At 56.4% G+C, this 24403-nt stretch carries 21 protein-coding genes and 1 pseudogene; 8 read left to right on the top strand and 14 right to left on the bottom strand.

Annotated features, from left to right (window positions below; genetic code table 11):
* The first annotated feature begins 8 nt into the window (after positions 1–8).
* Positions 9–746: an amino acid ABC transporter ATP-binding protein gene (locus tag JK232_RS17640; RefSeq protein WP_276515072.1), complete on the top strand. Its 738-nt coding sequence runs from the start codon at positions 9–11 to the stop codon at positions 744–746.
* A 479-nt stretch (positions 747–1225) separates the two neighbouring features.
* Positions 1226–1738, top strand: coding sequence for a lysozyme inhibitor LprI family protein (locus tag JK232_RS17635; RefSeq protein ID WP_101828630.1), 513 nt, complete (start codon positions 1226–1228; stop codon positions 1736–1738).
* 520 nt (positions 1739–2258) lie between these two features.
* Here the strand turns inward: JK232_RS17635 and JK232_RS17630 are convergent.
* The gene (locus JK232_RS17630) at positions 2259–3140 is read right to left on the bottom strand and encodes a RepB family plasmid replication initiator protein (RefSeq protein WP_072932306.1); all 882 of its coding nucleotides are present in this window, start codon (positions 3138–3140) and stop codon (positions 2259–2261) included.
* A 282-nt stretch (positions 3141–3422) separates the two neighbouring features.
* Positions 3423–4307: a LysR family transcriptional regulator gene (locus tag JK232_RS17625; protein WP_072932388.1), complete on the bottom strand. Its 885-nt coding sequence runs from the start codon at positions 4305–4307 to the stop codon at positions 3423–3425.
* A 201-nt stretch (positions 4308–4508) separates the two neighbouring features.
* Between JK232_RS17625 and JK232_RS17620 the strand changes: the two genes are divergently transcribed.
* Positions 4509–5645, top strand: a complete 1137-nt coding sequence (locus JK232_RS17620) for an alpha/beta hydrolase (RefSeq protein ID WP_212589467.1) — start codon at positions 4509–4511, stop codon at positions 5643–5645.
* A gap of 76 nt (positions 5646–5721) precedes the next feature.
* Here JK232_RS17620 and JK232_RS17615 read toward each other — a convergent pair whose 3' ends face one another.
* Positions 5722–6048, bottom strand: a complete 327-nt coding sequence (locus JK232_RS17615; RefSeq protein WP_072932310.1) for a gamma-glutamylcyclotransferase family protein — start codon at positions 6046–6048, stop codon at positions 5722–5724.
* A 360-nt stretch (positions 6049–6408) separates the two neighbouring features.
* Positions 6409–7299, bottom strand: a complete 891-nt coding sequence (locus JK232_RS17610) for an ABC transporter six-transmembrane domain-containing protein (RefSeq protein WP_212589466.1) — start codon at positions 7297–7299, stop codon at positions 6409–6411.
* 95 nt (positions 7300–7394) lie between these two features.
* Here JK232_RS17610 and JK232_RS17605 point away from each other — a divergent pair, with 95 nt between their 5' ends.
* The gene (locus tag JK232_RS17605; protein WP_212589465.1) at positions 7395–7967 is read left to right on the top strand and encodes a TetR/AcrR family transcriptional regulator; all 573 of its coding nucleotides are present in this window, start codon (positions 7395–7397) and stop codon (positions 7965–7967) included.
* A 303-nt stretch (positions 7968–8270) separates the two neighbouring features.
* On the opposite strand, the gene JK232_RS17600 is transcribed toward JK232_RS17605, so the two are convergent.
* Together JK232_RS17600 and JK232_RS17595 are read right to left on the bottom strand one after the other, a co-directional pair.
* Entirely contained in the window at positions 8271–8528 is a 258-nt protein-coding gene (locus JK232_RS17600; protein WP_072932317.1) for a hypothetical protein, read from the bottom strand.
* Positions 8528–9163 (bottom strand): AAA family ATPase, encoded by a 636-nt coding sequence (locus JK232_RS17595; protein WP_101828626.1) that lies wholly within the window; start codon positions 9161–9163, stop codon positions 8528–8530. Before JK232_RS17595 ends, JK232_RS17600 begins: the two co-directional genes overlap by 1 nt.
* A 316-nt stretch (positions 9164–9479) precedes the next feature.
* On the opposite strand from JK232_RS17595, the gene JK232_RS17590 reads away from it, so the two are divergent.
* Positions 9480–9749 (top strand): hypothetical protein, encoded by a 270-nt coding sequence (locus JK232_RS17590; RefSeq protein ID WP_420847734.1) that lies wholly within the window; start codon positions 9480–9482, stop codon positions 9747–9749.
* 35 nt (positions 9750–9784) lie between these two features.
* Here the strand turns inward: JK232_RS17590 and JK232_RS17585 are convergent, their stop codons facing one another.
* Positions 9785–10537, bottom strand: coding sequence for an FCD domain-containing protein (locus JK232_RS17585; RefSeq protein ID WP_338086325.1), 753 nt, complete (start codon positions 10535–10537; stop codon positions 9785–9787).
* A 391-nt stretch (positions 10538–10928) separates the two neighbouring features.
* On the opposite strand from JK232_RS17585, the gene JK232_RS17580 reads away from it, so the two are divergent.
* On the top strand, positions 10929–12263 hold the full coding sequence (locus tag JK232_RS17580; RefSeq protein WP_101855076.1) for an MFS transporter: 1335 nt from the start codon (positions 10929–10931) through the stop codon (positions 12261–12263).
* 43 nt (positions 12264–12306) lie between these two features.
* Here JK232_RS17580 and JK232_RS17575 read toward each other — a convergent pair whose 3' ends face one another.
* Positions 12307–13038 carry an IclR family transcriptional regulator gene (locus JK232_RS17575; protein WP_101855077.1) on the bottom strand — a complete coding sequence of 244 codons (732 nt, stop codon included), beginning with the start codon at positions 13036–13038 and terminating at the stop codon, positions 12307–12309.
* 165 nt (positions 13039–13203) lie between these two features.
* Between JK232_RS17575 and JK232_RS17570 the strand changes: the two genes are divergently transcribed.
* On the top strand, positions 13204–13896 hold the full coding sequence (locus tag JK232_RS17570) for an RraA family protein (RefSeq protein ID WP_072932325.1): 693 nt from the start codon (positions 13204–13206) through the stop codon (positions 13894–13896).
* Positions 13896–14846, top strand: a complete 951-nt coding sequence (locus JK232_RS17565) for a hydroxyacid dehydrogenase (protein WP_072932327.1) — start codon at positions 13896–13898, stop codon at positions 14844–14846. The genes JK232_RS17570 and JK232_RS17565 overlap by 1 nt, the downstream gene beginning before the upstream one ends.
* 31 nt (positions 14847–14877) lie before the next feature.
* Here JK232_RS17565 and JK232_RS17560 read toward each other — a convergent pair whose 3' ends face one another.
* The 6 genes and pseudogenes from JK232_RS17560 to JK232_RS17535 all read right to left on the bottom strand — a co-directional run.
* A complete protein-coding gene (locus JK232_RS17560; RefSeq protein WP_241522411.1) occupies positions 14878–15912 on the bottom strand; it encodes a tyrosine-type recombinase/integrase in 1035 nt (344 codons plus the stop codon).
* A gap of 260 nt (positions 15913–16172) precedes the next feature.
* Positions 16173–17192: an alpha/beta hydrolase gene (locus tag JK232_RS17555; protein ID WP_101855080.1), complete on the bottom strand. Its 1020-nt coding sequence runs from the start codon at positions 17190–17192 to the stop codon at positions 16173–16175.
* A gap of 103 nt (positions 17193–17295) precedes the next feature.
* Complete coding sequence (locus JK232_RS17550) at positions 17296–17901, bottom strand: helix-turn-helix domain-containing protein (protein WP_101835399.1); 606 nt, start codon at positions 17899–17901, stop codon at positions 17296–17298.
* A 209-nt stretch (positions 17902–18110) separates the two neighbouring features.
* Positions 18111–23678, bottom strand: coding sequence for an ATP-binding sensor histidine kinase (locus JK232_RS17545; RefSeq protein ID WP_212589464.1), 5568 nt, complete (start codon positions 23676–23678; stop codon positions 18111–18113).
* On the bottom strand, positions 23675–24061 hold the full coding sequence (locus tag JK232_RS17540) for a response regulator transcription factor (protein WP_072932333.1): 387 nt from the start codon (positions 24059–24061) through the stop codon (positions 23675–23677). The genes JK232_RS17545 and JK232_RS17540 overlap by 4 nt, the downstream gene beginning before the upstream one ends.
* A gap of 229 nt (positions 24062–24290) precedes the next feature.
* Positions 24291–24403 (bottom strand): annotated as a pseudogene (locus JK232_RS17535) (hydrolase); the annotation flags it as partial.

Raw genomic sequence — 24403 nt, 5'->3', positions numbered from 1 at the left:
GAGCAGCCATGCGCCCGATGATTATGTTCAACCAGGTCAATAAGTGGTACGGCGACTATCAGGCTCTGACCAATGTCAGCGCTGAGATCAAAACCGGCGAAGTGGTGGTGGTGTGCGGGCCGTCCGGCTCCGGCAAATCGACGCTGATCCGCACCGTAAACCGGCTGGAGCCGATTGAGCAGGGCGAGATCCTGTTCGACGGCATCGATATCCACGGCAGCAGCACACGGCTGAACACGCTGCGCACACGCATCGGCTTCGTGTTCCAGAATTTCAACCTGTTCCCGCACGTATCAGTTATCGAAAACATTATGATGTCGCCGATAAAAGTGCTGGGCGAGAAGCGTGCAGAGGCACGGCAACATGCGGGGATGCTGCTGGAACGGGTGGGCCTGTCGCACAAGGCCAACGCCTACCCGGCGCAGCTTTCCGGCGGGCAACAGCAGCGCGTCGCCATTGCCCGCGCGCTGGCGATGAAACCGCCGGTGATGCTGTTTGACGAACCCACCTCCGCGCTGGACCCGGAAATGGTGGGTGAAGTGCTCAATGTAATGCGTGGCCTGGCGCAGGAGGGCATGACCATGATGTGTGTGACGCATGAAATGAATTTTGCCCGCGACGTCGCCGATACCATCTGGTTTATGGATCAGGGGCAAATCCTGGAGAAAGCCACGCCGGATACCTTTTTCCGGACACCGCAACACGCCCGCGCGCGCCGCTTCATCAGCGATCTGCTGGTGCACTGAACCGGTATGCCCCGGAACAGGACTGCCGGGGTACGTTTTGCTGCGGAAGGTGGGAAAGTCTCCTGAGCATATCAAAGCACCCTGCCAGACGCCCTCAATCGTACGCAGTGCGGTTTTTTAGCTTACCCCTTCCGTTGACCTACCTATCATGGAAAACGCGTTAACATCCCGCTGAGGCGGGATTTATGCGGTGATAGGATATTCGGTAATAACGTCCTTACAGCGAACAGGGTAGAGGTATACAGAGACGCCGCAAAGGAAGGCGACATACAGCAGTACTTAGTGGGTCTGGGAGATTGACGCAGAGGAGGATGCAATCTCCTTTGTCAGGCTGATAAACTGAATGCATGGGTCAAAAGATGAACGGAATCATGTCAGTCTATTCCAAGAGCTGTCAAAAAAGAGGATGACAGATTAAAGTCATACCAGACAAGATTTGATGTTTTCATTCACGTTTCATTGAAAAGGTAAATAGGGATATGCGGCCTTTACTGTATGGCGCGTCTTTTTTGACTGTTTTTATCGGGTATGTCGGGATCGCGATGGCCGGTGATTTGCCGTTGAGCAGCAAGCAAAACAATGTCGAGACATTCCAGCTGGCGTGCCGCGATAATCCTAAAATCACCACCATAGACATGAATAACTGTATTGCTGACAAAGTCGATCAAATTAAAGCGATACAAACCAGGTATGAGGAGGCCGCGCGTAACAGAGTGGCCTCGGGCCTGGATGATCCAGCTTCTCATGACCATGCTCAAAAAACATTGGATGCTTACGATGCTGAGAGTAAGGCCTGGGATGAGCTGCGGGTTAAGGCCATGGATGCCACGTATACCGATTGGGAAGAAGGCTCAATCCGTAATATCATGAGTGCCCAGAGAGAGATTGAAATCCGCGGGCTGCGTATTCATGACCTGTGGTTAAACTGGTTACAATATATGGATTCAACGCCTTCTGTTCTTCCAGAACCTAAATTCATCGACGTTCAGTAGAAGCTGTGCCTCACCGGCGAGTCTTTGAATAATAAATACCCGATCACCCTTATTCACGCGCAAATGTTTGCTTTTTAGGCTGACACCCTATCCGCCCTTAGAATTGAAGGCTATTTCATTTTGCGGTTCGTGACAGGCATAGAGGCAAATAAGCTGTGCAATCAATATATATACAACGGATCTAAGAACGGGAAACACGTGAACATCCGGTTTACGCCGGTTTATCACGTGCAACAATGTCGGGTGACGCGGCTTCAGAGTGTGCGTTTGATTTTTATTGGTGACGACAAACGTCATCGGGGGAAAGTCTTCACTTTCATGAAAGCGCCAGGGGAGTAAGCAAGGATCCTGCGCAACGACTCACAAGTCTTCACTTTCATGAAGGGCACGGTTCAATCAGGACGCATTAGCGCAAAATTCCCTCAACAGGGGCGGAAAAAAGACAGGTTGCATGAAAGTGAAGATGTATGAAAGGCGGGTTGCATGAAAGTGAAGATTTCCCAGCCTGTGTTCATGAAAGTCACGACTCATGCCGCTGCATCGTCTGGAGCTTGGGGCGCCTGCTGTGCATAACAAATTGAATTTCTCGTGATTTTTTTATTTCGGTGTAATCCAGGTAACCTATTTTAGCCAGGTCAGCCAACGCTCGCCGGATAGTGGCGTTCTGTATCCTGATGGCTGATTCCATTGACAAGCGTTCCCGCAGCCGCTTCATGGAGATAAATAACACCCCTGCCGGCATACTCTCCAGATAGATATACAGCGATTGGGCCGCTTCCTTGCGGGAAAGCTCAGACAGCGCCTTTAAGCCTAAAAGGACTTTATGATCATAGCGATAAAGCTCCCATAAGCTGGGATCACCTACAATCTCAACCGTGTCTGTGTTCATGTTAAGGATCGCGCGTTGCACCAGGTGGGTGAACATGGATTTCTTGCCATCTTTGCTGCTGAACGCGAGGGTGACACTCGAGAGGCTAAACAGGGAATCGTGTAAACGCTTACGGGAACGGGCATTCAAATCCGCTGATTTTATCCCACACATTTTAGCGAATTCTGTAAAGGGTAATGTGATTTTTTCTGTTGAATATCCGTAGGTTGAAAAAGCCTGAATAATGCCTAACCAGGTTTTGAAATCGGTCGACATGCTCAGTTTTGCACCCTGGATACGGATGTTGGTATACCCTTCCTGCCTGGCAACTTCCAGGCTGCCTAATTCCTCCGAAGCATCAATGATGAAATCACGTTTACCCTTTTCTCTGGGGGCCACCGGCGTGAATACACTTAAGCGTAACAACGCCACAGGCTGCACCGTCTTATGGCTGTTAGGGATCAGTTCATAACTTGTGCCTGAGTCTTTTTTTATAATCGAAAAAGGACTATCTATCTCGTTGTTATTATTCATTTTTCCATTTATTCACATCGGTTGTGTAAATGCAGGGTTTCTTCATGAAAGTGAAGACTTCAGAGGCATGAAAGTAGCGACCCAATGCATGAAAGTAAAGATGTTCCTCATGAAAGTGGAGACATAATGCATGAAAGTGAAGACCGTAAGGGCAATATTCGTGATAAAAATCATTCAGTTACAGAGGTGGTGATCTTTATTGTTCTTACTTGATCTTCTTTGATCTTATTAAATGATCTATCCGGTGGATAACTTACAACGTGTTACCAGGTGAACTGAACGTCAGATTTTCAATATATCGATCACGGCCCTTAATGCAGGCGATACCTGGCGATGAGGGTAATAGAGGAATGAGCCTTCAAGGCGCTGGCTGTATCGCTGTAATGTCCTGATAAGCGTCCCATGCTCTATATCATCAGCCACCAGTTCCTCCGGGACATAAGCCAGCCCCAGCCCCAACCTGGCCGCTTTGGCTTCCATATAGCTGTCAGAAAAGATCCACTGCCCCTGGGGTCGGTGCGTTATTTTTTTACCGTCATGATTAAGTTCCCACTGGTACAGCGAACCGTCGGCAAACTGGTAAGCGATACAGGGATGGGCCACTAAATCTGCCGGCGTTTGTGGAAAGCCGTAACGACGAAAATGCTCGGGCGTGCCCACAACGACCATCTCCATGTCAGGTGTAATGCGCACCGCAACCATGCCCTGCCCCACTTCCGGGCCCAGCCGCACACCGGCATCGAAACGCTCTGAGATAATATCGACGAACCGGCTTTCACTCATGAGTTCGAGCCTGATATCGGGGTAACGTTGTTTAACTATCGCCAGCTTCGGTAAAAGCACTTTATCAATCGCGTGCTGACTGGCGTTGATGCGGACCGTACCGGACGGGGTATCCCGATAGTGCGCCAGCGTGGCCAGCCCTGAATCTAAGGCATCAAATCCGGCTTCTGCTGTCTGGTAGAGCTGCTCACCTGCCTGGGTTAACGACAGCTTGCGCGTGGTGCGGACCAGGAGCCGCACACCCAACCTTTCTTCAAGTTCACGAACAGAACGGCTGACGCCTGACTGTGCCAGCCCAAGCCGTTGTGCCGCAGCGGTGAAACTGCCTTCCCGTACCACCTGCATAAACAGGTAGAGCTCATTATAGTTTTCCCGTTTCGCCATCAACGCGCCCCCCGGCTATCCGGCCACGAAGGAAGTTCATCGCGGCACGATTATTTATAACAATATGCTATGAATTCTAGCAGCTTTCCCCCGCTAATCAGCACTATTCCTGCTCACTATACTGAGCCCATTGCAACCACGCACAGCAGTGTTGTCCGCATGAAACCTGTACCTGCATCTTGTTTTTTCAGAGGAATTTTCATGAATGCTTTCGCCAGGAAACTGACAGCCGTTATACCTGCCATGCTGCTATGCGCATCATTAAGTGGAGTCACTACTATGAGTTATGCTGATACCATTAATCCGAACCTGCCGGTGTCGATGACAGAAAAATGGGATAAAACGTTTGCTAAAAGCCACAACGTTGAGCATCGCAAAGTCACCTTCCCGAACCGCTACGGGATCACCCTGGTTGGGGATCTTTACCTCCCCAAAAACCGGGGTGAACGCAAACTGGCGGCGATTGCCTTAAGCGGCCCATTTGGTGCCGTCAAAGAGCAATCCAGCGGCCTGTATGCCCAGACGCTGGCCGAAAAGGGGTTTGTGACGCTGGCATTTGACCCTTCCTACACGGGGGAAAGCGGCGGCGCTCCCCGCAATGTGGCCTCTCCGGATATCAATACCGAGGACTTCAGCGCGGCAGTTGATTTCCTGGGTTTACAAAAAGAAGTGGATCGCAACCGGATCGGATTACTCGGTATCTGCGGCTGGGGCGGGATGGCACTGAATGCGGCCGCGATGGACACACGCGTAAAAGCGGTCGCGACCAGTGTGATGTATGACATGAGCCGCGCGATGGGTCATGGTGTCGGCGACGGGAAAGACCGTTATTCAACGGCCGATCGCCGTGCCGTATTGCAGTATCTGAACGCGCAGCGCTGGAAGGATGCTGAAAGCGGAACGATTGCAGCCGGTGGGCACGATCTTTACGTGGACAAGAATGGCCACGTAAGCACGTCTGAGCGTATTTTGCCGGAAACGTTACCTGCAAACCCAAACCCGATCCTGAAAGAGTTCTTTGATTATTACCGGATGCCGCGCGGTTACCATGAGCGCTCTGTAAACTCGAACGGCGCGTGGAATGCCACCATGCCCTTGTCGTTTATGAATATGCCGCTGCTTAGCTACGCACCTGAGATCACCATCCCTACGTTGGTTGTAACGGGTGAAAAGGCGCACTCACGCTACTTTGCTGAAGACGCCTATAAAGCGGTCGGCAGCCATCAGAAAGAGCTGGTGATCGTTCCTGGGGCCAACCATGTGGATTTGTACGACAACGCTGCCGGCAAGATCCCCTTCGACAAGTTTGAACAATTTTTCAAAAACGGCTTGAGATAAACCGCCGGGTCAGGAACATTCAAAACGCCACCTGTCGCCTGCAGGTGGCTTTCATCCTGGCTCAGTAAGCGCGATGTTACGCTTTGAGCATGTAGAGCCAGGATTTAACGGTAAGCCCGTTTTCGGTCACAACATCGACCGGCACCCGCTCATACTCATGCCCTTCGAACTCATCAAGTGTCTGCCAGTGATGTGACAGATTCTCAGAAGAGAACAGGAAGCCATTTACACGGTTGCCTGAGTCATCAAGCACGATGCCGGGATAGCCCATTTGCGCACCCCAGCCTTTCTCCTGCAGGGAACCGACAACATGCCCTTGCTCCCATGACCCGCCAATGTTTTCCAGGATATGCGCATTCGGCCGGCCAGGGCCCAGCGTTCCATAAACAAACAGACTTTCCATTCTTCCTCCAAAACGGCATCGCATTAACGCGATAGCGGGTTAATCAACGGATTCAGCAATATAACTACCACAGTGCAACACGACAACGTCTGTAGTGTCACGTATGTAACAATATAGTTACAACGTACAGAGAGTTTTATACAAAAAAGCCTCGCCTGTTTAACCTGTAGAAAAACAATAAAAAACGGTGTCGTCTGGACAGCGAAATCAGAAAAATACTTATGAAGTATGATTTCATAAGTCATACTTCATAAGTGTTCAATATTATCAAGTTGATAATAAAATATTTAATTAAGAGCGCGCGGAGAAAACGGGGTCAGTGCCGCGCCGATGATGGGCGCGGCACTGTGGCTATAACGATCAGACCAGGCCGGTATTCACCCTTTTCCCGATGTCCCTGAGCTGGGAATATTTCTCCAGCAGCTGTGGGCCGTCATCCAGGCTCATGGCAAACATCCACATGTAGGTCATCACCGAATAGATGTGGCCGGCATCCTGTCCGCCGGCGAACGTCATGGTCAGAATGGTGGACGCAAACAGAGCGGCGGTGACGATGCCGATAGAGAGATACCCCACGGCCTCACGATCGGACAGGCGGATGCGCAAACTGGCCAGCACGCTGTAATGGCGCATCAGCGAAGAGGAGGCGGCGTTACTGACGAAATTCACCTCTTTCTCCAGCCGGTTATTGAGCCGCAAAAACAGCGCCTCGTTTTTCCGCGTAAAGCCCGGCAGGAAAAACGCAAAGAAGACTAAAATCGCCAGGCAGGTGGCCCCGGTCCAGAACTGGAGTATCAGCAGCATGACCGCTGCCCCGGTAATCGAAGCCAATGACGTCACCAGTACCGGCAGATGTTTTTCAAAGAAATCCACAAACTCACGGGACAGGGCAACCCGCGCCGCAATCGTCGAGGAACTGTGGTTTTCCTGACGCTGCGCGAGGATCACCGGCACCGCCAGTTCAGCGTAAATCCGGGCAAACGTACGCGTGTCCACACTTCGTCGTGCAGCCCCGATCGCCCACATGGTAAATACCATCGCGGCATACAGCACCGCATGCAGCGCCTGGCCTTCAATAATGGCGTTAATGGCAAAGCCTGCCAGCAACGGGTAAAGCAAATATATGATGTTCTCTGCGGCGACCAGCAGCAGTGTCAGAATGAGTTTTTTACCGTGCTGGCGTCCGAGCAGTTTCAACGTCTGCATGGCGCTGCGAGGCGCCGTCAGCGACGGGGTATTAACGGTTTGCATGGGATAGGTTTCTGATAAAATGAATCTTGAGCGGTTGCTCAAGAATGGAAAACAGCCTATTTGAGCGGTTGCTCAATGTCAATGCGGAAGCAAGAATGAAAGAAGCTAAAGAAAACGTAAAAGCCCGGATCCTGGAGGGCGCGGCCGCACTGTTTATTGAACGGGGTATTGAGAAAGTCACAACGCGTGACCTGGCGGAGCACCTGGGTATCTCCCGCAGCCATGTCTACCACTATTTCAGTGACTGGCAGACGTTGTGCATCGCCTCGATGGCGCATTACATGCAGGGCGAGCTGGACGCCTTTATGGCGGAGCTCGCAGGCAGAACGCCGCATGAAAAACTCAGGTTACTGATTGCCAACTATCTGCCCGATGAACCTGACGCCGTGTGGCAGCTTTACAGCTCTCTCTGGCAGCTGGCGGTGCATAATGCGGCGTATGCTGAGCTGGCAGAATCGGTCACTGAAAAATGGGTCGCGCTGGTAGCCGGGATGATTGAAGAAGGCGTCGCAAAAGGTGATTTCCGCCCGGTTGATATCCCCCGCACCACCCGGCAGTTAGGCGCCATGCTCAATGGCTATGCTGAACTGCTGATCATCCGCCCCTCACCGGAAAAATGCCGGGTCGCCGCTGACGACATCACTGATTTCATCCAACGCATCCTTTGAAGGTGTCCTGCATCAGGCGCGGCGGCTTCGCCATCGCCTGTGCACTCATGTCGTATTAAGTATGAAAGATGAAGTATGACTTATGGCGGTATGAAGTATTACGAATGGAGGATGGCGCAGAGGTAAGAGTATGCATTCAGAGGGATGAAAGAGGAGATAAGCAGTGTGAAGTGTGAAGTGTGAAGAATGAGGTATGACGTATCATGTCACCCTTTATCTTCATACTTCACACTGATGAAGTATGAAGTATTCGTTATGCTCTATGAAATAGCATATATGAAATATTACTTCATACTCATGAAGTTAATGCGAATCAAGGTATTGCTCAGTCGCCAGGCGGATTAACGCGCTGACGCTTTTCGGCTCGCGCCCGGCGCGCTTGTTGTCCAGCGCCACATCTTCCAGCTTAATCAGCAACGATTTGGGTAACGAGATGGTGGTTCGGGCAACCACATCCTCTTCTTTTTTCTCTTCACCGTAAGGGCGATCGGCGAGCTTTCTGGCCAGCGCGTCTGCGTCGGATGCTGACACATTTTGGCGAACCGGTTTTTTCAGGGCCATCAGAACACCTCCTCAATCAGTGCCAGCACTTCGCTTCTGGCTTGATCATTCGGCGCTTCCAGCACGGATTTGCCTTCAGACATCACGTCCCGGTAAACCTTGCGGTAACAGGCGACGGATTGCAGCGGGGTGATGCCCTCAAATTCGGCGACGAAATCCAGGAACTCTTTGCGTTCATTGCCGCGCAACAGCGGGTTGGTGGTCGCCATACTCTGGTAGCAATACGCCCGCAGTTCCGGGTTCAAATCCCGCATACTTTCCAGTTGCTGCTGCAATTCAACCAGGGTGTCCAGGTCCAGCTGCGAACATTGATGAGGGGCGATAATCTGGTGGGCAACGGTACCGCCGGTGATCAGCTCACGGCTGTTGCGCCCGGCCACATCCACAATAACGTGGCTGTATTTCTGGTCGAGGCTTTTCAGCGTCTGAGAAATGTTGTCCCGTTTTTCAATCAGCGTGATGGCAGGCGTCAACCCGGCGTTTTCCCGTTCTGCATACCAGCGTGATGCTGAACGCTGAACATCCGCATCCACCAGGCACACATCTTCACCGCGCATCGCCAGCCCTACCGCTAAATTAATGGCGGTGGTGGTTTTGGCTGCGCCACCTTTGTTGCACCCGATAATGGTGATCATCGCTATCCCTCATAGTTGCATAATCGCATCAATATGACTTCATATGTAATAAGTGTCAATAATTACTTAATACGTACTATGTGTGAAGTAATACTTATTATTTTAAACTATTCATTTGTTTTATCAGGACTTTATAAAAAAATAAGTTGTAAAAAACAACGGAGCAGGGAGCACCACGCCTGGCGTTCCATCTGTAAGCGCATCTGAAAAAGCCCGCATTCTGCGGGCTTTTGCCTGTCTGGCGATCGGGCGATCAGCGCATGGCAAACAGGGTGTTTAACTCATCAATATTTTCACGGGTTAGGGTGTTCATGCCATGTGGCCGCAGAATAAAGTAGAGCCTGGCCGTCTCTTCCAGCTCCCCGGCATTGAACCGGCAGAGATTGGCCGGGCGTCGCTGGTGGGGCAGCCGGTCCACCTGCTCAGCCCGCTGGTGGCGTCCACTTATCTGCTGGTCGGGCTGGCGGGCGTGGAGTTCAGCGACCACCAAAAGTACACCTTCAAGTGGGCGTTTATTCTCTGCATGATTTTCCTGGGATGCGGCTTGCTGATGGGGCTTTACCCGCTCTACTCGGTGGCGGGCTGAGACTGGGTGTCCGGCCCCGCTACGGGGCCACGCCCTTACGCCGGCCTTTCCACGGCGATCCGGCGTAATTTTTTGTTTTCCAGTGCCTTATGCAGGTGCTGCTTCATCATATAGGACGCGTCGATCAGCTGGCCTGCCTCAATCAGCTTCAGCAACTGCATATGGTCTTCCACTTCACTGTAATAGCGGTTGCGGTAATCCATCAGGCGGCGCATCCGGTTAACGTTAAGCAGGGATATTTCGAAAAACGGGTTGTTGGAAAAACTGATGACGGTTTCATGAAAACGGTAACCGCACAGTTGCAGTTGTGTCGGTGACAGCCGCTCAATGCCGCTGGCGGCCAGTATCTCCAGCTCCTGACGCAGCGCGTTGAGTTTTTCCCGCGGGGCGTTGAAGGTCGGCTCCAGCATCGCCATCGGCTCAATCACCATGCGGAAACTGAAGAGGTGTTCAATCGCCGTTTTGGTTTTCGCCACCGGCAAAAACCGCCAGCCATAGCCTTGCTTACGCTCAATCCACCCTTCGCTGACGCCGCGCGCGAGGAGGGTGGTTAGTTGGGTTTTGGTCAGGTTATAACGCTTTTGCAGGGAAAGCTCGGTGACTTCGGCGCTGATCTTATCCTGTAACCAGTCTTCGGCCAGTTGGTAATACTCCGGCATATCGCCGTCACTTTCCGGCTCACTCTGCGCCAGGGGTTGCGGCGCATAATCATCATTGACGAAAAACCCACGGTTGCGCTGCTGGCGGAGCACGCCTTTTTGCTCAAGGTAAATCAGCGCCTCGCGCACCGGTTTTCAGCACTCACCTCTGACGGGCATAGCGTGCAACACGTAAGTCACCGATGTTAAGTGTGAAATATGAAGTATGAAATAGTACGTAATAAGTATGCTTTTCAGCAACATGATCCACGCAGCGGGATTGGTCAGCCCGGCACGCGTCACGGTAACCACACACAGAGGGCAAGCACGTGTATAAAACACACACAATGCGGTTGCAGCTTACTTTAGGCCCTGATCACAAAACGTCATTCTGACCTGCACGGATTTGTGATGTATTCCGCAACCCTCCATCGGGAGAGCGGTAATGCAGCAAGACTCTGATAGTTTATTTAGTACAACCAAGTTTTACAGAGTGCAACAACACTGTCCTATTATTCTAATCAGAGCCTGCGAGGATAGAATGACCGAACAAAACCTGAAACGCGCTCATGCCACTGCGCTGGAGCGCGAAACCATGCGTCGGGTCATCTGGCGGATACTGCCTTTTCTGGTGGTGAGTTACCTGGTATCCATTATTGACCGCGGTAATATCGGCATGGCCGCGCTACAGATGAGCTCAGATCTGGGGCTGTCAAAAGCCGCGTTTGGATTCGCGAGCAGCCTTTATTTCGTGGCCTACTTTATCTTTGAGGTTCCCAGCAATCTTGCGATGCAAAAGGTCGGGGCGCGCCTGTGGATCCCGCGCATCATGATCAGCTGGGGGATTGTGTCGATGTGTATGGCGCTGGTGGAAAGCTCCACGTCTCTCTACGTGTTGCGCTTTTTGCTGGGTGCCGCTGAAGCAGGCTTCTTTCCGGGCGTCGTGCTTTACCTGACCTGGTGGATCCCCTCACGCTACCGCGCGCGGATTATCGCCTCGTTTATGGTCGCGATACCGCTGGCAAACTTCATCGGCTCACCGCTTTCGGGCCTCATCCTGACGCTTGACGGCTGGCTGGGGCTGCGTGGCTGGCATTTGCTGTTCATTATTGAAGGGCTGCCGGCGGTGCTGCTGGGCGTTGCTGCGTATTTTGTGTTGAGCAACCGCCCGCAAGATGCCCGCTGGCTGAGAAGCGACCAGAAACAGTGGCTTGAAGACACCCTGGCAGCGGAGCGCGAACAGCGGAAAAACATCGGCCATATTTCCACCTGGCAACTGCTCCGGCACCGCCAGATCTGGCTGTTTGCGCTGATTTACTCGGGCGCCTCGGCGGCAGGAACCACCCTGAGCGTCTGGTCGCCGCAACTGCTGAAATCATTCCAGCTCGATAACATGACGATCGGCCTGCTCAATGCGATCCCTTATGGCCTGGCCTCAGTGCTGATGATTGTATGGGGACGCAATTCAGACCGTACCGGTGAACGCCGCTGGCATACCGCGCTGACGCTGTTCATGATTGCAGGCGGAATTGGTGCGGCCTTTATCAGCCTCTCACTGCCTTCAACCATTATTATCCTGAGCCTGGTTCTGGTCGGCGCGTACTCCATGAAAGGCCCGTTCTGGGCGCTGGCCTCCGGCTGGATGAGCAGCTCTTCAGCGGCTGCCGGGCTGGCCGCCATTGGGGCCATCGCTAACCTGATAGGCGGAGGCGTCATGGTGAATGTGTATGGGATTATCAATCAGCACACCGGCAGCCATACGCTGGCGCTGGTGCCCCTGGCTGCGCTCTGTCTGGCCGGCGGCGTTGCAGTTGTCGTGATGGGAAGAAAAATGACCCAGCAGGGCGTTGGAAAAGAGGGTGTCACCAGCCATTAAATCGCAAAACCAGACAGCCGGTGCAAGGCATCGGCTGTTTTCGTTATGCGGTGCTTCCCGCCTCGTCCGCCCCATAGAGCGTTTCACAAAAACGTGTTGATGCACCGAGCTTGAGCGACAAACGGGCGGCTGTGCTGAACATGTGTTGCGCGACGCCGTCATCCCGGCGGGATTCCACCAGCCGCGAAGCGGGCCCGGTCAGCGCCAGTGCCGCTATCAGCTTGTCGTTGACCCCAAATACCGGTATGGCGAAAGCCGCGGTATGGGGGTCGCGGGCGCCTGAAGTGTAAAGGGGCAGTACAGGCTCATGGTTAAACAGCGCTTCCTCCCGCCCCCAGTGGCGCAGCACCTGGCCAATGGCGGAATCATCCAGAGCAAAGGTGGTGCCCGGCAGGCGGCTGTGGCGCAGGCCTTCAGACGCCTCAGCACGGAACAGGCACAACCGCTGGCCGCCTTCAATCACATACCAGCTGGCACTTTCACTGGTGGCCTGAGCCAGCTGCTGCAATTCAGGTTGCACGACGCTCGCCAGATGGAAAGATTGCTCGTAGAGTTTGCCAAGATAAAGCAGGCGCGGCCCCAGCCCATAGCTGCCGTTCTCATGCCTGACGACATAATTCATCCGCTCCAGGGAGTTCATCAGACGGTACACCGTGGTCTTGTGATAGCCCGATGCCTGAGCAAGTGCCGTCAGCGTCAGGCTGTTGTCACCGGGGCGGAAGCAGTCAAGCAGCGCCAGTGCCTTTTCCACCGCAATAACACCTTCATTACCCATTACTTTCTCCTTTTTGACGTCTCCCGAGTGTACCTGAATTTTTGTGAGTCACCTCGTGTTTACGTCACAAACAGGGCCGGGGGTATGGCTAACCCCAGTCAAGCCCCGCTATAGTTGTTTTATATTGTACACATGTGTTTTACACAGTAAAACTAGAGAGGGGCTATGACCAACCTGACTCAACCCATGATTAACCGTGAGATAACACGCGTGTCCGCGGAAGATGTCCGTCTTGCTGCTGAATACCAGGCCGCGATCCTGGCAGATGTGGCCGGGCGCCGGGGCACCTTGCACGGCAGGATTAAACCGCTGTCGCCAAACATGAAAGTAGCGGGGCCGGCCGTGACGGTGGAAGTGCGCCCCGGGGATAATCTGGCCATCCATGCGGCGCTTGCTGTTGCCCAGCCAGGTGATGTGATTGTGGTTGATGGCAAAGGGGATCTCAGTTGTGCGCTGCTGGGGGAGATTATGGCGACCCAGGCAGAAGCCTCGGGGATTGCCGGCATCATCATCGACGGTGCGGTGCGCGATGCCGATACCCTGGCTAAGCAGGACTACCCTGTTTTTGCCGCCGGGCTTAATCCCTGCGGCCCTACCAAGCTCATTCCGGGGCGGGTGAACTACCCGGTGTCCGTGGCGGGCGCACAGGTGCAGGCGGGCGATCTGGTGGTGGGTGACGTGGATGGTGTGGTCGTCATTCCGCGGGGCGACGTCAACGCCGTTATTGCGCTCGCGAAGAAAAAATTGGAAGGGGAGACGCGCCGCATCGCGGCCATCCGTGCCGGGGATACACGCGCACCCTGGCTGGAAAATGCCCTCCGCAGTGCCGGTATGCTGGATGAAGGGGAGAGCCTCTGATGAACCGTCGTCCCGTGGTATTGGTTACAGGCAGTGATCTGGCCGATGAGGCGCTGCAACTGCTGGCCGGTTATGAGCTGGTGTTTGCCGGCAAACAGCCTGATGAAGCGCAACTGATCACCCTTTGCCGCCGGCATAACCCGGTCGCCATTCTGGTGCGTTACGGCAAAATCCCGGCGGCTGTCATGGATGCGGCCCCGGCACTGAAAGTGATTTCCAAGCACGGCAGCGGCATCGACGTTATCGACCAGCCGGCCGCTGCCGCGCGGCATATTCGCGTCTGTTCAGCGCCGGGTGCGAATGCTGCGGCCGTTGCCGAGCATACCTGGGCGCTTATCCTCGCCTGTGCAAAATCTGTGGTGACGCTTGATGCGCGCCTGCGTGAAGGGCACTGGGACAAGTCCGTGCATAAGTCTTTGGAGCTGGAAGGAAGAACGCTCGGGCTTATTGGCCTGGGGGCGATTGGGCGCCGGGTCGCACGTGCCGGCCAGGCGTTTGGTATGCGCGTCATCGCCTGCGATCCCTATGCCGGGGAGTTTCCGGCGGGCTGCGATGCGGTCAGCACGCTTGATGAGCTTCTCGCGCAGGCTGATGTGGTCTCGCTGCATTGCCCTTTGACGGAGGATAACCGTGAAATGATCAATGCCGGTACGCTGGCATGTTTTAAACGCGGTGCCATTCTGGTCAATACCGCCCGCGGCGGTTTGATTGATGAACCGGCACTCGTTCATGCCTTGAATGACGGCACACTCCGCTGGGCGGCGCTGGACAGCTTCAGCAGCGAACCCCTGACGGCGCCGCATCGCTGGCAGGCAATCAGCAATGTGATTCTTTCACCCCATATTGGCGGGGTCAGTGACGCGTCTTACGTGAAAATGGGGACGGTGGCTGCGCAGAACATTCTTCAGGCCCTGAATGAGGCAGGAGAGGGGAACGGCGCTTCCCGGTGATCGTGGTGACACCGCCGGAAAACCAGAACCCTCACCGGCGGCTTTTTTTCTCCATCAAGTCCACCATCGCGCCCTGGTGTGCCTCCACATTGCGGATGTAGCGCATCAGGGTTTCCGGCTTTTTCCAGGTGCCTTCCTGCATGATCTGCGCCACGCTGTAGCCTTGCTGGGCCATGTCCTGCGCGGCCCCGACGCGGGCGCTGTGGCCGCTCCAGCCGAGGTAGCGATCTTTATTCGCCTTTACCGTTTTCGCCTGCCCGGCGGCCTGCCAGGCCTGGGCGAAAATCGCTTCCAGCGCCGGGGTGCTGAGCGGCGCGCGTGTCGTCACGATTGCTTTATTGGTGCGGTGGACTTTGCAGAACAGGTAGGCGTCCGGCTTTCCGGCCAGCCCGGCAATGGCGATCCACTCCATCAGGCGCTGCGAGGAGAGGGCGCTGAGCGCTTTGACCAACCCGCCGGTCTGCACGATGGTTTTGGTATAGCCGACATCCAGGATCACGCGGCCATCCTCCGCCTGCGTAATGTCCCCGACCCGCAAACGCGCCAGTTCACTGACCCGCAACAGCGTGCTGTACGCCACATGCAAAAAAGCGAGGTTGCGCCGCGCCTGTAACCGCAGCGAGCTTGCCCAGCCTGCATCCAGCGCCATCAGGTCCGCCAGCCGGAACGGCACCGCCTGCCCGGTGCGCTCGCCGGACACCACCGCCACCCGGTTGATTTTCTTCATGGTGCGTGACACCGCCGGTGAACTATTCGGCGACACCAGCCCGGCGTGACGGTGTAACATTGAAATCAGGGACGCATGGGTGGAAATGGTGGAAGAGGCCCGCCCGGAGGTTTGCAGGAAGGTGAGGTAGTCCCGCAGGTCGTCCGGGGACATCGGCAGGAACGTGCGCTGGTGCGCCTGCGCCCAGCGGCAGCAACTGCGCATCACGCTCAGCAACTGCCGCCAGGTATTCGGCGAAAAGGCGTCTTTATCCTGCACGAATGCCCGGAGCTGTGCGGCAATATCCTCATCCACGGACAGGATCGGCATGACGCCCTGCATCTGAATCATCTCAGCCATAATTCGCCTGTTTATTCGCCTTTTCAGGGTGGGGAAGAAGTAGTAACCCGCTTTCCCAAAAACATCCACCGGCGCTCTGCCCGGCGAAAAGCGGTTAACGATACCCTGCATAATGGCCGTTTTTGCCGGGGGCTTCCAGGCATAAACATGATGTTAATGGCGGTGTGCTGTTTTCATATGCTGATCACGCAGGAAGCGGCAGGCCTGTTTTCCTGCCGCTCTGGAACAGATGCCGGCAGCGCCCCGCTGCCGGCCCCTGATTATTGCAGGTGGGTTTTCAGTGCTGTAGAGGCTTGTTGCAGCGCCGTGCGGACGGTGGGTTCCTGGCTCAGGGCGTTGAGCAGGCCATAGTCGTGAATCATCCCGTTATAGCGCGTGACGGTCACCGGCACACCGGCGGCATCCAGCTTGCGGCCAAAGGCTTCCCCTTCGTCGCGCAGCACGTCCAGCTCGGCGGTCTGGATCAGCGTCGGCGGCAGGCCTTTGAGCTGTTCACTGTCGGCCCGCAGCGGCGAGGCGAAGATGTTATTGCGGTCTTTTTCTGAGGTGGTGTAGTTGTCCCAGAACCACTTCATCATATTTCTGGTCAGGAAATGGCCGTTTTCAAATTGCTGGTACGAGGCGGTGTCAAAGTGGGCATCGGTCACCGGCCACAGCATGACGCTGTAACGGATAGCCGGTGAATGGTACTGCTTCGCCTGAAGGGCCACCGCCGCCACCATATTACCGCCGACGCTGTTGCCTGCCAGCGCCAGGCGTGAGCCGTCGACGCCAATCTCCCCGCCATGCTGTGCCACCCATTTGGTTGCTTCGTACGCCTGGGTTATGGCCACCGGGTAGTGCGCTTCCGGCGAAGGCGTGTAGTTAACAAACACCGCCGCGGCACCCGACCCGTTGACCAGATCACGCACCAGACGTTCGTGGGTCGGGAAATCCCCCAGCACCCAGCCGCCGCCGTGGAAGAACATAAACACCGGCAAGTTACCGGTACTGTTTTCCGGCTTCACAACCGTGAGTGTCAAAGGCTGCCCCAACACGGTGATCACTTTTTCAGAGACAACGGCAGGCGGCAAGGCCGCGCCTTTTTGCGCGCCGATCAGCACCTCACGGGCGGCGGCAGGCGAAAGCTGCTCAATCGGTTTGCCGCCGCTGCCGTTCAGGACGTTCAGAAAGGCGTTCACACCCGCTGTCGGTGCCGGGGTATTGTCATTATCGGCCGCAAAGGCCGCCGACATCTGGGCCGCCAATAATATCGCGACCGCGCTCATTTTAATTTTCATTAATATTCCCTGTAAGTCAGTCAATACATCACAAATAGGTTAAGTGTTGCGTTATATGCCGTCAGCTCCAACCGCAAATAACGCACGACTCAACATTTTGGCGTCAGAGGAAAGAAGCGGACTCTTCCCGGTTATTTGCCGGGTGGAGCAATGCGCCAATAAAATGTATCAGCCCCTGATCGTGGCCGGTAAATTGCCGGCGCATCTGGCCCGGTGTCAGCCTGGTCATTTTCCGCAATGTGCGGGTAAAGGCAGTCTGGCAACTGAAGCCATTTTCAACGGCAATCTCCAGGATCTTTTTCCGGGTGCGGGTCAGGGCAAAGGCGGCGCTGATGACCCGGCGTATGCGGACGTATTCATACACATTCAGCCCGGTGAACTGCACAAATTTGCGCTGGAAATGCCAGACGGAATAGCCGCTCTTTTGGGAAATTTTCTCCACCGACAAACGCTCATCCAGATTATGTTCAATCCACGCCACCATCTGCTGCACCACGGCAAAGATCGCGTCGTCCCGCGCGCTAATATGTCCGGACAGGCCGCCCATAATCCTGACATCATGCCCTCCCGGCAATAATGACGGGATAATGATCGCGAGTGACACTCTCTCATTATGCAATACGATATTCGCCGTGGGTGCCGGGCTGATATTTTCCCGTCTGTTATGCGGGGAATAAGCCGGTGACGGGCTGAAGGTAGGCTGAAACATAATTATCCCGCAATGTTTCAGGCATCCGCTGAGAATAGCGCGATGCCTGAAATAAAAACCGTAGGAAGATTATCAGCGTAAAAAGAGAGAAACAGTAGCTATACAAACGGATAGGTATACGAAAAGATAATTGAAACGCGGGGGGCATTTTTTACCCGGATGTGCCGGTATTTACCGGCGCGCCCGCGTCACTGCCGGGCGCGCGGCCGTCACCTGTTATCCGGCGTGCTCAGGGGCAGGGTAAACCAGAACAGGCTGCCCCCGCCCAGGCGGTTTTCTGCATTAAGCACGCCGCCGTGCCGTTTAATAATCTCATGGCTGATGGTCAGCCCCATCCCCATGCCTTCTGCCTTGGTGGTATAGAACGAATCGAAGAGTTTCCCCAACACCTCGTCAGACAGGCCGGTGCCGTTATCCGCGACCTCAATGCGCAGGCGATCCGCCGGGAGGTTGGCGGAGGCGATGCGTAAGGTGCGCGCGCCGCGGTTATCGGCCATTGCCTCGATGGCATTGATCACCAGATTCAGCAGCACCTGCTGGATCTGGACGCTCTCGCCGCACACCTCATCATGCTGCGCGCTCAAATCCAGCTCCAGCGACACCGAACGGCGTTCAAGCTCCTGCCGGGACAAAGCCAGGATATCCCGCGTGATCAGGTGCAGCCTGACCGGCGCGAACTCTGACACCTGGTTACGGGTGAGCGCCTGTAACCCGCGGATGATGTTACCGGCGCGCTGCCCCTCGCGGATGATCTCTTCAATGCTCTGGGTGGCATTGTCGAGATGCAAGGGGTCGCGTTTCAGCCAGCGCAGGCTGGCCCCGGCATTGGCCACAATGGACATCAGCGGCTGGTTTATCTCATGGGCGATCGACGACGTAAGCTGGCCGACGGTGGTGGCGCGCGCCACGCGGGCCAGCTCAGCCTGCGCAATCCGCACGGCATCCTCTGAGTGGCGTTGCGCGGTGATGTCCGTGAGCGTGCCGAAATACTCCGCCACCTCCGGCCAGTTTTCGACCGGTTCGCCAATGCCTTTGATGTAACGGCATTCGCCGTCATCGCGGATGATGCGGAACTCCGCCTGCATCACCGCCCCGTTCAGCACGCTGGTGTCGATCAGTTCTTTGAGGCTGCCGATATCATCCGGGTGGACGCGGCTCTGGAACTCCGCCATGGAGGTGCGTGTCTGGCCGGGCGGCAGCCCCATGATGCGTTTGTATTCATCCGAGATCAGCTGGATGTCAGGCTCCAGCATCCAGTGCCATGTGCCGGTATTGCTGATTTTTTCCCCGAGGATCAGGGACGTCTGGCTGGCGCGCAACTGCTTCTCTATTTTGCGGCGCTGGATGTTTTCATCCAGCAGCTCCGCATAGAGGCGGGCCGTTTCCAGCGAGACGGCGGCCTGCGCGCCAAGCATGGAGACAATCCGTGAATGCTCAGCGGTGAACACATCCGGCATCAGCCGGTTTTCGAGATAGAGCACCCCCACCATTTGGGCCTGGCGGTACATCGGCACACACATCACCGCAGCGCCTGACGCCACCAGGTAATTGTCCTGGCTGAACGGGCTGAAGACTTCAGGTTTGCCGGTGCGGATCTCCCGGCCGGTACGGATCACCGCAGAGAGGATCGACAGCGGCAGATCGGTCGCCACCGGCAGCTCGTTGACGATTTTAACTTTGATCCCTTCCACGGTGGTGGTGGCCCTGGCCTGAATCTCCGGCACGTTATCTTTGGTCAGGCGGATCAGCATACATTGCTGGGCACCGGCCCGTTCCACCAGCATCACCATCAGGATGTTGATCAGGCGGTGGAGGTCGATCTCTTCCGTCAGCGCCCGCATCGCGGTAACCATGCTTTGCAAATCGCTGATGAGGGCGCTTTGCTCAAACGCCACTGTGTTTAATGCCGTTTGTGGGGTCTGGTTGGCCAGCGCCGGGTAGCGCATCTCAAGCTGGCGCACTTTTGCCCCGGCCCCCCAGCGATCCCAGGCGGACATCGCGCCTTTCAGGTAGGCATCACCGGCAAACGCCATGCCCCGGTCATAGGCTGCACGCGCCGCCAGCTCACAGGCCAGCCCTTCAAGATGAGAAAATTGCCCCTGGCGTGACAGCGCGATGGCCTGTTCATAGTGCTCCATTGCCTGTGTCGCGTCGCCGCCCAGCCTCAGCAGCTCGGCACGCAGCAACGCCTCTTTGTCGGCGAAGGTTTTGGCATTCTCATTCGCCCAGGTGACCACTTTCTCCAGGTGGCGCATAAAACCCCGGCGCTTTTGCCTGTCAAACTCAGCGGGGGTCAGGGGAACCGACAGCGCCAGCGCACTGTACAGGTGGAAATCCAGGATATGGACATGGCCGGGGATGAACGCCGTCAACGGCGCGGCCTCGGCAAAAAAGCGCCCGGCCGCGTCATATTCCCCGGCAAAAAAGTGCGCCATGCCTTTATACAGGCGGCTCCAGAACTGCATCAAAAACAGCGGTTCCACGGCCAGTTCCGGCCTGGCCGCGTTGATCGGCGGCGTCTGGAACTGGTCACCGCTGAACGCCCCGCCGCTGGGTTTACGCAGGAACGTCACGTAATCACGCTGCATACGCAGTATCACTTCCACGTCACGGTACTGGGCTTTGCGCACATACACCATGCCGCGGGTGATCGCGGTGTGGACGCTGTCCAGGTGATCGCCGCGGGCCAGGGTGTTCATGGTGAGGTGGCGCAGCGCCAGACAGGCGGTCGTCCGGTCGCCATTCTCCACGGCGACATCAAAGGTCGCTTTGGCGCACTCAATCGCGTAGGTCAGGGGCATCGTCCAGATACTGACCTGGTCTATCGGCAACAGCGTACGGGCTTTATAACTGACAAAATCATGCTTATACACCAGCTCCCGCGCCAGCAGCGTGCTGGCAAAGCCGCGGCTGTACTCGTCATATTGGTCGCCGCAGACCACGCCGTACCAGGAGAGCGCCAGCGTCGAGGCACCGCTGATGCCGTGGGCCATCGTCAGGTGCAGCAACCGGCACAGGATCATAAATTGCAGGCGCGGGCTGATGAACGCAGCCACCGTGCTGGCGCTGGCCATCAGGTCCATGATGGCTTCGGTTTTTCGGCAATCCAGGCGCGGCAGGGTGCGGAACCGGGTGTAGGGGTTTTTGCCGACATCCTGTTTCAGCAGCAGCCTGGCCGCGTCACACTCCGCTTTATCCGGGTAGCGTTTCAACCGGATGCCGAACACCGAGAGCCAGGCGAGCGCCGTTTCCAGCGCCAGTTGGCTGTCAGAACGGCGCATATGGATTTCAGCCACCAGACAGGCCGCTTCGGCTTTGTCCGTCATGTCACCCGGCAAGGCCAGGATTTTTGAGCCTGCCTCCAGCGCCGCCGGCAGGTTGCCGTTTAAGAACTCACACTCCGCCTCTTCAAGCAGCAGCTCGCTGTCACTGTGATGACTTTCTGTTTCGCTGAAGCCGCGGGCAGCCTGTAAATAGCGCAGGGCAGAGACGTAATCCCCGGTCATTTTGGCCTGCTTACCCGCCTGAAGCAGCAGGCGGCAGACGGGTTCCGTCTCGGTGACCAGGCCGCGGGCCTGTTTGATCGACATCACATGGTGCGCGGCCCAGAAAAGCAGGGCACCGCCCCTGTCCTGGCCGGCGGCCTGGGCGTAATGGCAGGCCGCGGCGTAATGGAACGCATCTTTTTCGTCGGGTGCCAGTAAATTAAGCGCGGCCTCATGCATGCTTTTATGCATAAAGGCATAACCGGTGCCGGTCAGGCTGACCAGCCGGGCAGTGACGGCCGGTAACAGGGTGGCCTTTATCTCCGCCACCGGGGTGGCGAGAATGTTGCCCATCACCTCCAGCTCGCCGGTGCTGCCGGCACAGGCAAGTTTTCCCAGCAGCAGGCGGACAGCAGGAGACAGGGTTTCCAGGTGGGTTAAGACACCGGCGGCGACGTTGGCGGTGTAGTGGCAGTTTTTCAGTGCCGGGGCGTCATACGTCCATTTAAACGGTGCCAGGGGCGTAATGTGGTTGTCCCGCACCGCCTGCCGGTAAAATTCCCGCGTGGCGAGCGGGTTGCCGGCGGTTTTTTCATGGATGATCTCCGCCAGCTCCAGGGTGGCGGCGCTGCGGGTATGGAGCAGCCCGGCCAGCCAGCGGGCGATCTGTTTGACCGACAACGGCTGGGGGGTGATATCCACAATCCGGTGGGCCGCCGCGCGCAGGCCGGTAAGGCGGGCGGCCACGTCCGGGCAGGGCAATGACACGGCGTCCCGGTGCGTGATGACCAGCAACAACGGGATATCTTCGCCGGCGCTCAGCAGGCTGCCCAGCAGTTGCAGGGTCGCCTGGTCAGCCCAGTGGATATCATCAATCAGCAACACCAGCGGCCTGCCCGGTGCCGTAAAGGCCTTCGCCAGGCTACAGGCCGCCAGGGTGAAACGGTCCCCGGCATCGGGCGAGTAAGTCTGCGTGTGCATGGCCGCGGGCTGGTTAAGCAGGATGCCCAGCTCGGGCAAAAGGTTGACCGCCAGGCCGGTCGCGCTGCCCAGCCGCCGCGTGAGGTGGCTTTTCCAGCCTGCCATGTCGTCGGCAGGCAGCCCGAGCAGGTGGAGCACCAGCGTTCTGAAGGCGGTGGTAAACACCGCATAGGGCAATACCGGCGAATGCTGATCCGCTTTCACCACGCTCAGCAGGGCGTTTTTGTTGCGCAGCGTTTTCAGCACCGACGCGAGCAGGGAGGATTTACCGGCACCGGGCGTGCCGCCGATGGCGACCAGGCTGTGTTTGCCGCTGCGGCTGACGTCGTCAAACGCGGCCAGCACCGCGGCAGCCTGGGGGTGTTCGGTAAACAGCGCCTCGGCAGATAATGCGGAATGCTGCACATCCTGTAACCCCAGGGTAAAGCCTTCAATAATACCGTCAGGCATCAGGTTGGACTGGCAGCGCCGCAGATCGGCGATCACGCCTTCTGCCGTCTGGTAACGGTATTCCGGTGACTTGGCCAGCAAGCGTAAAATAATCGACGAGAGCACGGCCGGCACCTCGTTGCGCAGGCTGTGCGGCGGCAGCGCTTCCGAGGCGATGTGGTGGTGCACCCATTCATCGTGCCCGCCCCCGGCATTGCCGTAGGGCAGTTTGCCGGTGAGCAGCTCATACAGCACGATGCCCAGGCTGTAGAGATCGCTGACGCGGCTGACCGGGTGCGCCGTCCGGGAGGTATGCTCGGGCGACATGTAGGCCGGTGTCCCGCCCGTGACCGGCATCCTCGCCTGCTGAACCACCTGAGTGTCGACCGCGGCCAGCCCGAAACCGCCCAGATGCACTTTTCCTTCTTCAAGGAAGAAAAAGTTGGCCGGTTTGATGTCCCCGTGTACCAGCCCCTGCTGGTGCATCTGCCCCAGCGCCTGGCAGAGCATCACGGCGCTGTGCAGAAATGCCTGGAGCGGGCCGGGCGGCACACACAGGGTATCGGCCAGTGTGCGGTAGGCGAAGGGGCGGAAAACCAGCGCGTAGCGGCCTTTGTAAAGGGTATGCCCCAGCGGTTTCAGCGCCCATTGCTCAGAGAGTTTTGCCCGCAATGAACACTCATTTTTCAGCAGTTGCGTGACGGGGTAAACGGCGTCGTCTGAGGCGGCCGTGGCAAGCGTGAAGGTGTCACCGGTGGCCGGATCGCGGCATGACAGCCACTCGATATGGCCCTCCTGCACCAGGGCGCTGAACACCGCCTCGCCGGGCAGGACAATCGCGTGGCTTTCTGCACGCTCTGACGCGGGCGGATGGGCAGTCATAGGCGGTTGGCGTTTGAGAAAAACTGCTGATGGATATGTTCAAACAACGTATCGATATCGATAGGCTTCGGCAAAAAGGCGATGGCCCCCAGGCTGATGGCATAGTTCAGCGTGTTCTCGTTGCCGTTACCGGAAATAATGATGCCTGGCGGGTTTTTGAGCTGCCGGGTCAGGTTAATGAACAGCTCAAAACCGTCCATGCCTTTGAGTTGTACATCAATGATAAACAGCGCGGCGTTGGCCATCGCTGCTTCATCGCCAAGAAGAGATTCTGCCGACTCAAAGGCTTGCGTCGCATAGCCTTCGGACTCAAGCAAGTTGGTTAAACTCTTGCGGACAGAACGTTCATCATCGACGACGACGATGCGCTGCGACAGCTGCATGCTGTTATCCTTAATTATCACGCTTCCCTAAGAAGTTTTATCATCAGAAGGTGGAGGGGTGTCGGTCACGCCGGGCGCAGTCGCGGCACGGTGAATGGACGGCCATCAGGCATAAGAATGCCAATAAGAATACCTGCGCCTGATGACAAAATACAGGTCTTCAGCAACATGGTGGTAACGTGCGGCAACGGGGCCGGCCGGCGCAGGGCGCACCGGCCGGCCAGGCAGATTAGCGGGCCGGCACCGGTGCCAGGGTCTGGTGGTTGCCCGGCAGGCGGGCTTCCGCTTTGTGCACCATGGTGTAGGCGTAATCCACGCCCATGCCGTAGGCACCGGAATGCT

The sequence above is a fragment of the Nissabacter archeti genome (assembly GCF_018257325.1).
GTDB classification, from domain to species: Bacteria; Pseudomonadota; Gammaproteobacteria; order Enterobacterales; family Enterobacteriaceae; genus Chimaeribacter; species Chimaeribacter arupi.
This window is presented reverse-complemented; position numbering and strand designations above follow the sequence as displayed.

Excerpts from the sequence above, each read along its gene's own strand:
- JK232_RS17640 (WP_276515072.1), top strand. The coding sequence starts at position 9 with ATGCGCCCGATGATTATGTTCAACCAGGTCAATAAGTGGTACGGCGAC.
- JK232_RS17635 (WP_101828630.1), top strand. The coding sequence starts at position 1,226 with ATGCGGCCTTTACTGTATGGCGCGTCTTTTTTGACTGTTTTTATCGGG.
- JK232_RS17630 (WP_072932306.1), bottom strand. The coding sequence starts at position 3,140 with ATGAATAATAACAACGAGATAGATAGTCCTTTTTCGATTATAAAAAAA.
- JK232_RS17625 (WP_072932388.1), bottom strand. The coding sequence starts at position 4,307 with ATGGCGAAACGGGAAAACTATAATGAGCTCTACCTGTTTATGCAGGTG.
- JK232_RS17620 (WP_212589467.1), top strand. The coding sequence starts at position 4,509 with ATGAATGCTTTCGCCAGGAAACTGACAGCCGTTATACCTGCCATGCTG.
- JK232_RS17615 (WP_072932310.1), bottom strand. The coding sequence starts at position 6,048 with ATGGAAAGTCTGTTTGTTTATGGAACGCTGGGCCCTGGCCGGCCGAAT.
- JK232_RS17610 (WP_212589466.1), bottom strand. The coding sequence starts at position 7,299 with ATGCAAACCGTTAATACCCCGTCGCTGACGGCGCCTCGCAGCGCCATG.
- JK232_RS17605 (WP_212589465.1), top strand. The coding sequence starts at position 7,395 with ATGAAAGAAGCTAAAGAAAACGTAAAAGCCCGGATCCTGGAGGGCGCG.
- JK232_RS17600 (WP_072932317.1), bottom strand. The coding sequence starts at position 8,528 with ATGGCCCTGAAAAAACCGGTTCGCCAAAATGTGTCAGCATCCGACGCA.
- JK232_RS17595 (WP_101828626.1), bottom strand. The coding sequence starts at position 9,163 with ATGATCACCATTATCGGGTGCAACAAAGGTGGCGCAGCCAAAACCACC.
- JK232_RS17590 (WP_420847734.1), top strand. The coding sequence starts at position 9,480 with ATGTGGCCGCAGAATAAAGTAGAGCCTGGCCGTCTCTTCCAGCTCCCC.
- JK232_RS17580 (WP_101855076.1), top strand. The coding sequence starts at position 10,929 with ATGACCGAACAAAACCTGAAACGCGCTCATGCCACTGCGCTGGAGCGC.
- JK232_RS17575 (WP_101855077.1), bottom strand. The coding sequence starts at position 13,038 with ATGGGTAATGAAGGTGTTATTGCGGTGGAAAAGGCACTGGCGCTGCTT.
- JK232_RS17570 (WP_072932325.1), top strand. The coding sequence starts at position 13,204 with ATGACCAACCTGACTCAACCCATGATTAACCGTGAGATAACACGCGTG.
- JK232_RS17565 (WP_072932327.1), top strand. The coding sequence starts at position 13,896 with ATGAACCGTCGTCCCGTGGTATTGGTTACAGGCAGTGATCTGGCCGAT.
- JK232_RS17560 (WP_241522411.1), bottom strand. The coding sequence starts at position 15,912 with ATGGCTGAGATGATTCAGATGCAGGGCGTCATGCCGATCCTGTCCGTG.
- JK232_RS17555 (WP_101855080.1), bottom strand. The coding sequence starts at position 17,192 with ATGAAAATTAAAATGAGCGCGGTCGCGATATTATTGGCGGCCCAGATG.
- JK232_RS17550 (WP_101835399.1), bottom strand. The coding sequence starts at position 17,901 with ATGTTTCAGCCTACCTTCAGCCCGTCACCGGCTTATTCCCCGCATAAC.
- JK232_RS17545 (WP_212589464.1), bottom strand. The coding sequence starts at position 23,678 with ATGACTGCCCATCCGCCCGCGTCAGAGCGTGCAGAAAGCCACGCGATT.
- JK232_RS17540 (WP_072932333.1), bottom strand. The coding sequence starts at position 24,061 with ATGCAGCTGTCGCAGCGCATCGTCGTCGTCGATGATGAACGTTCTGTC.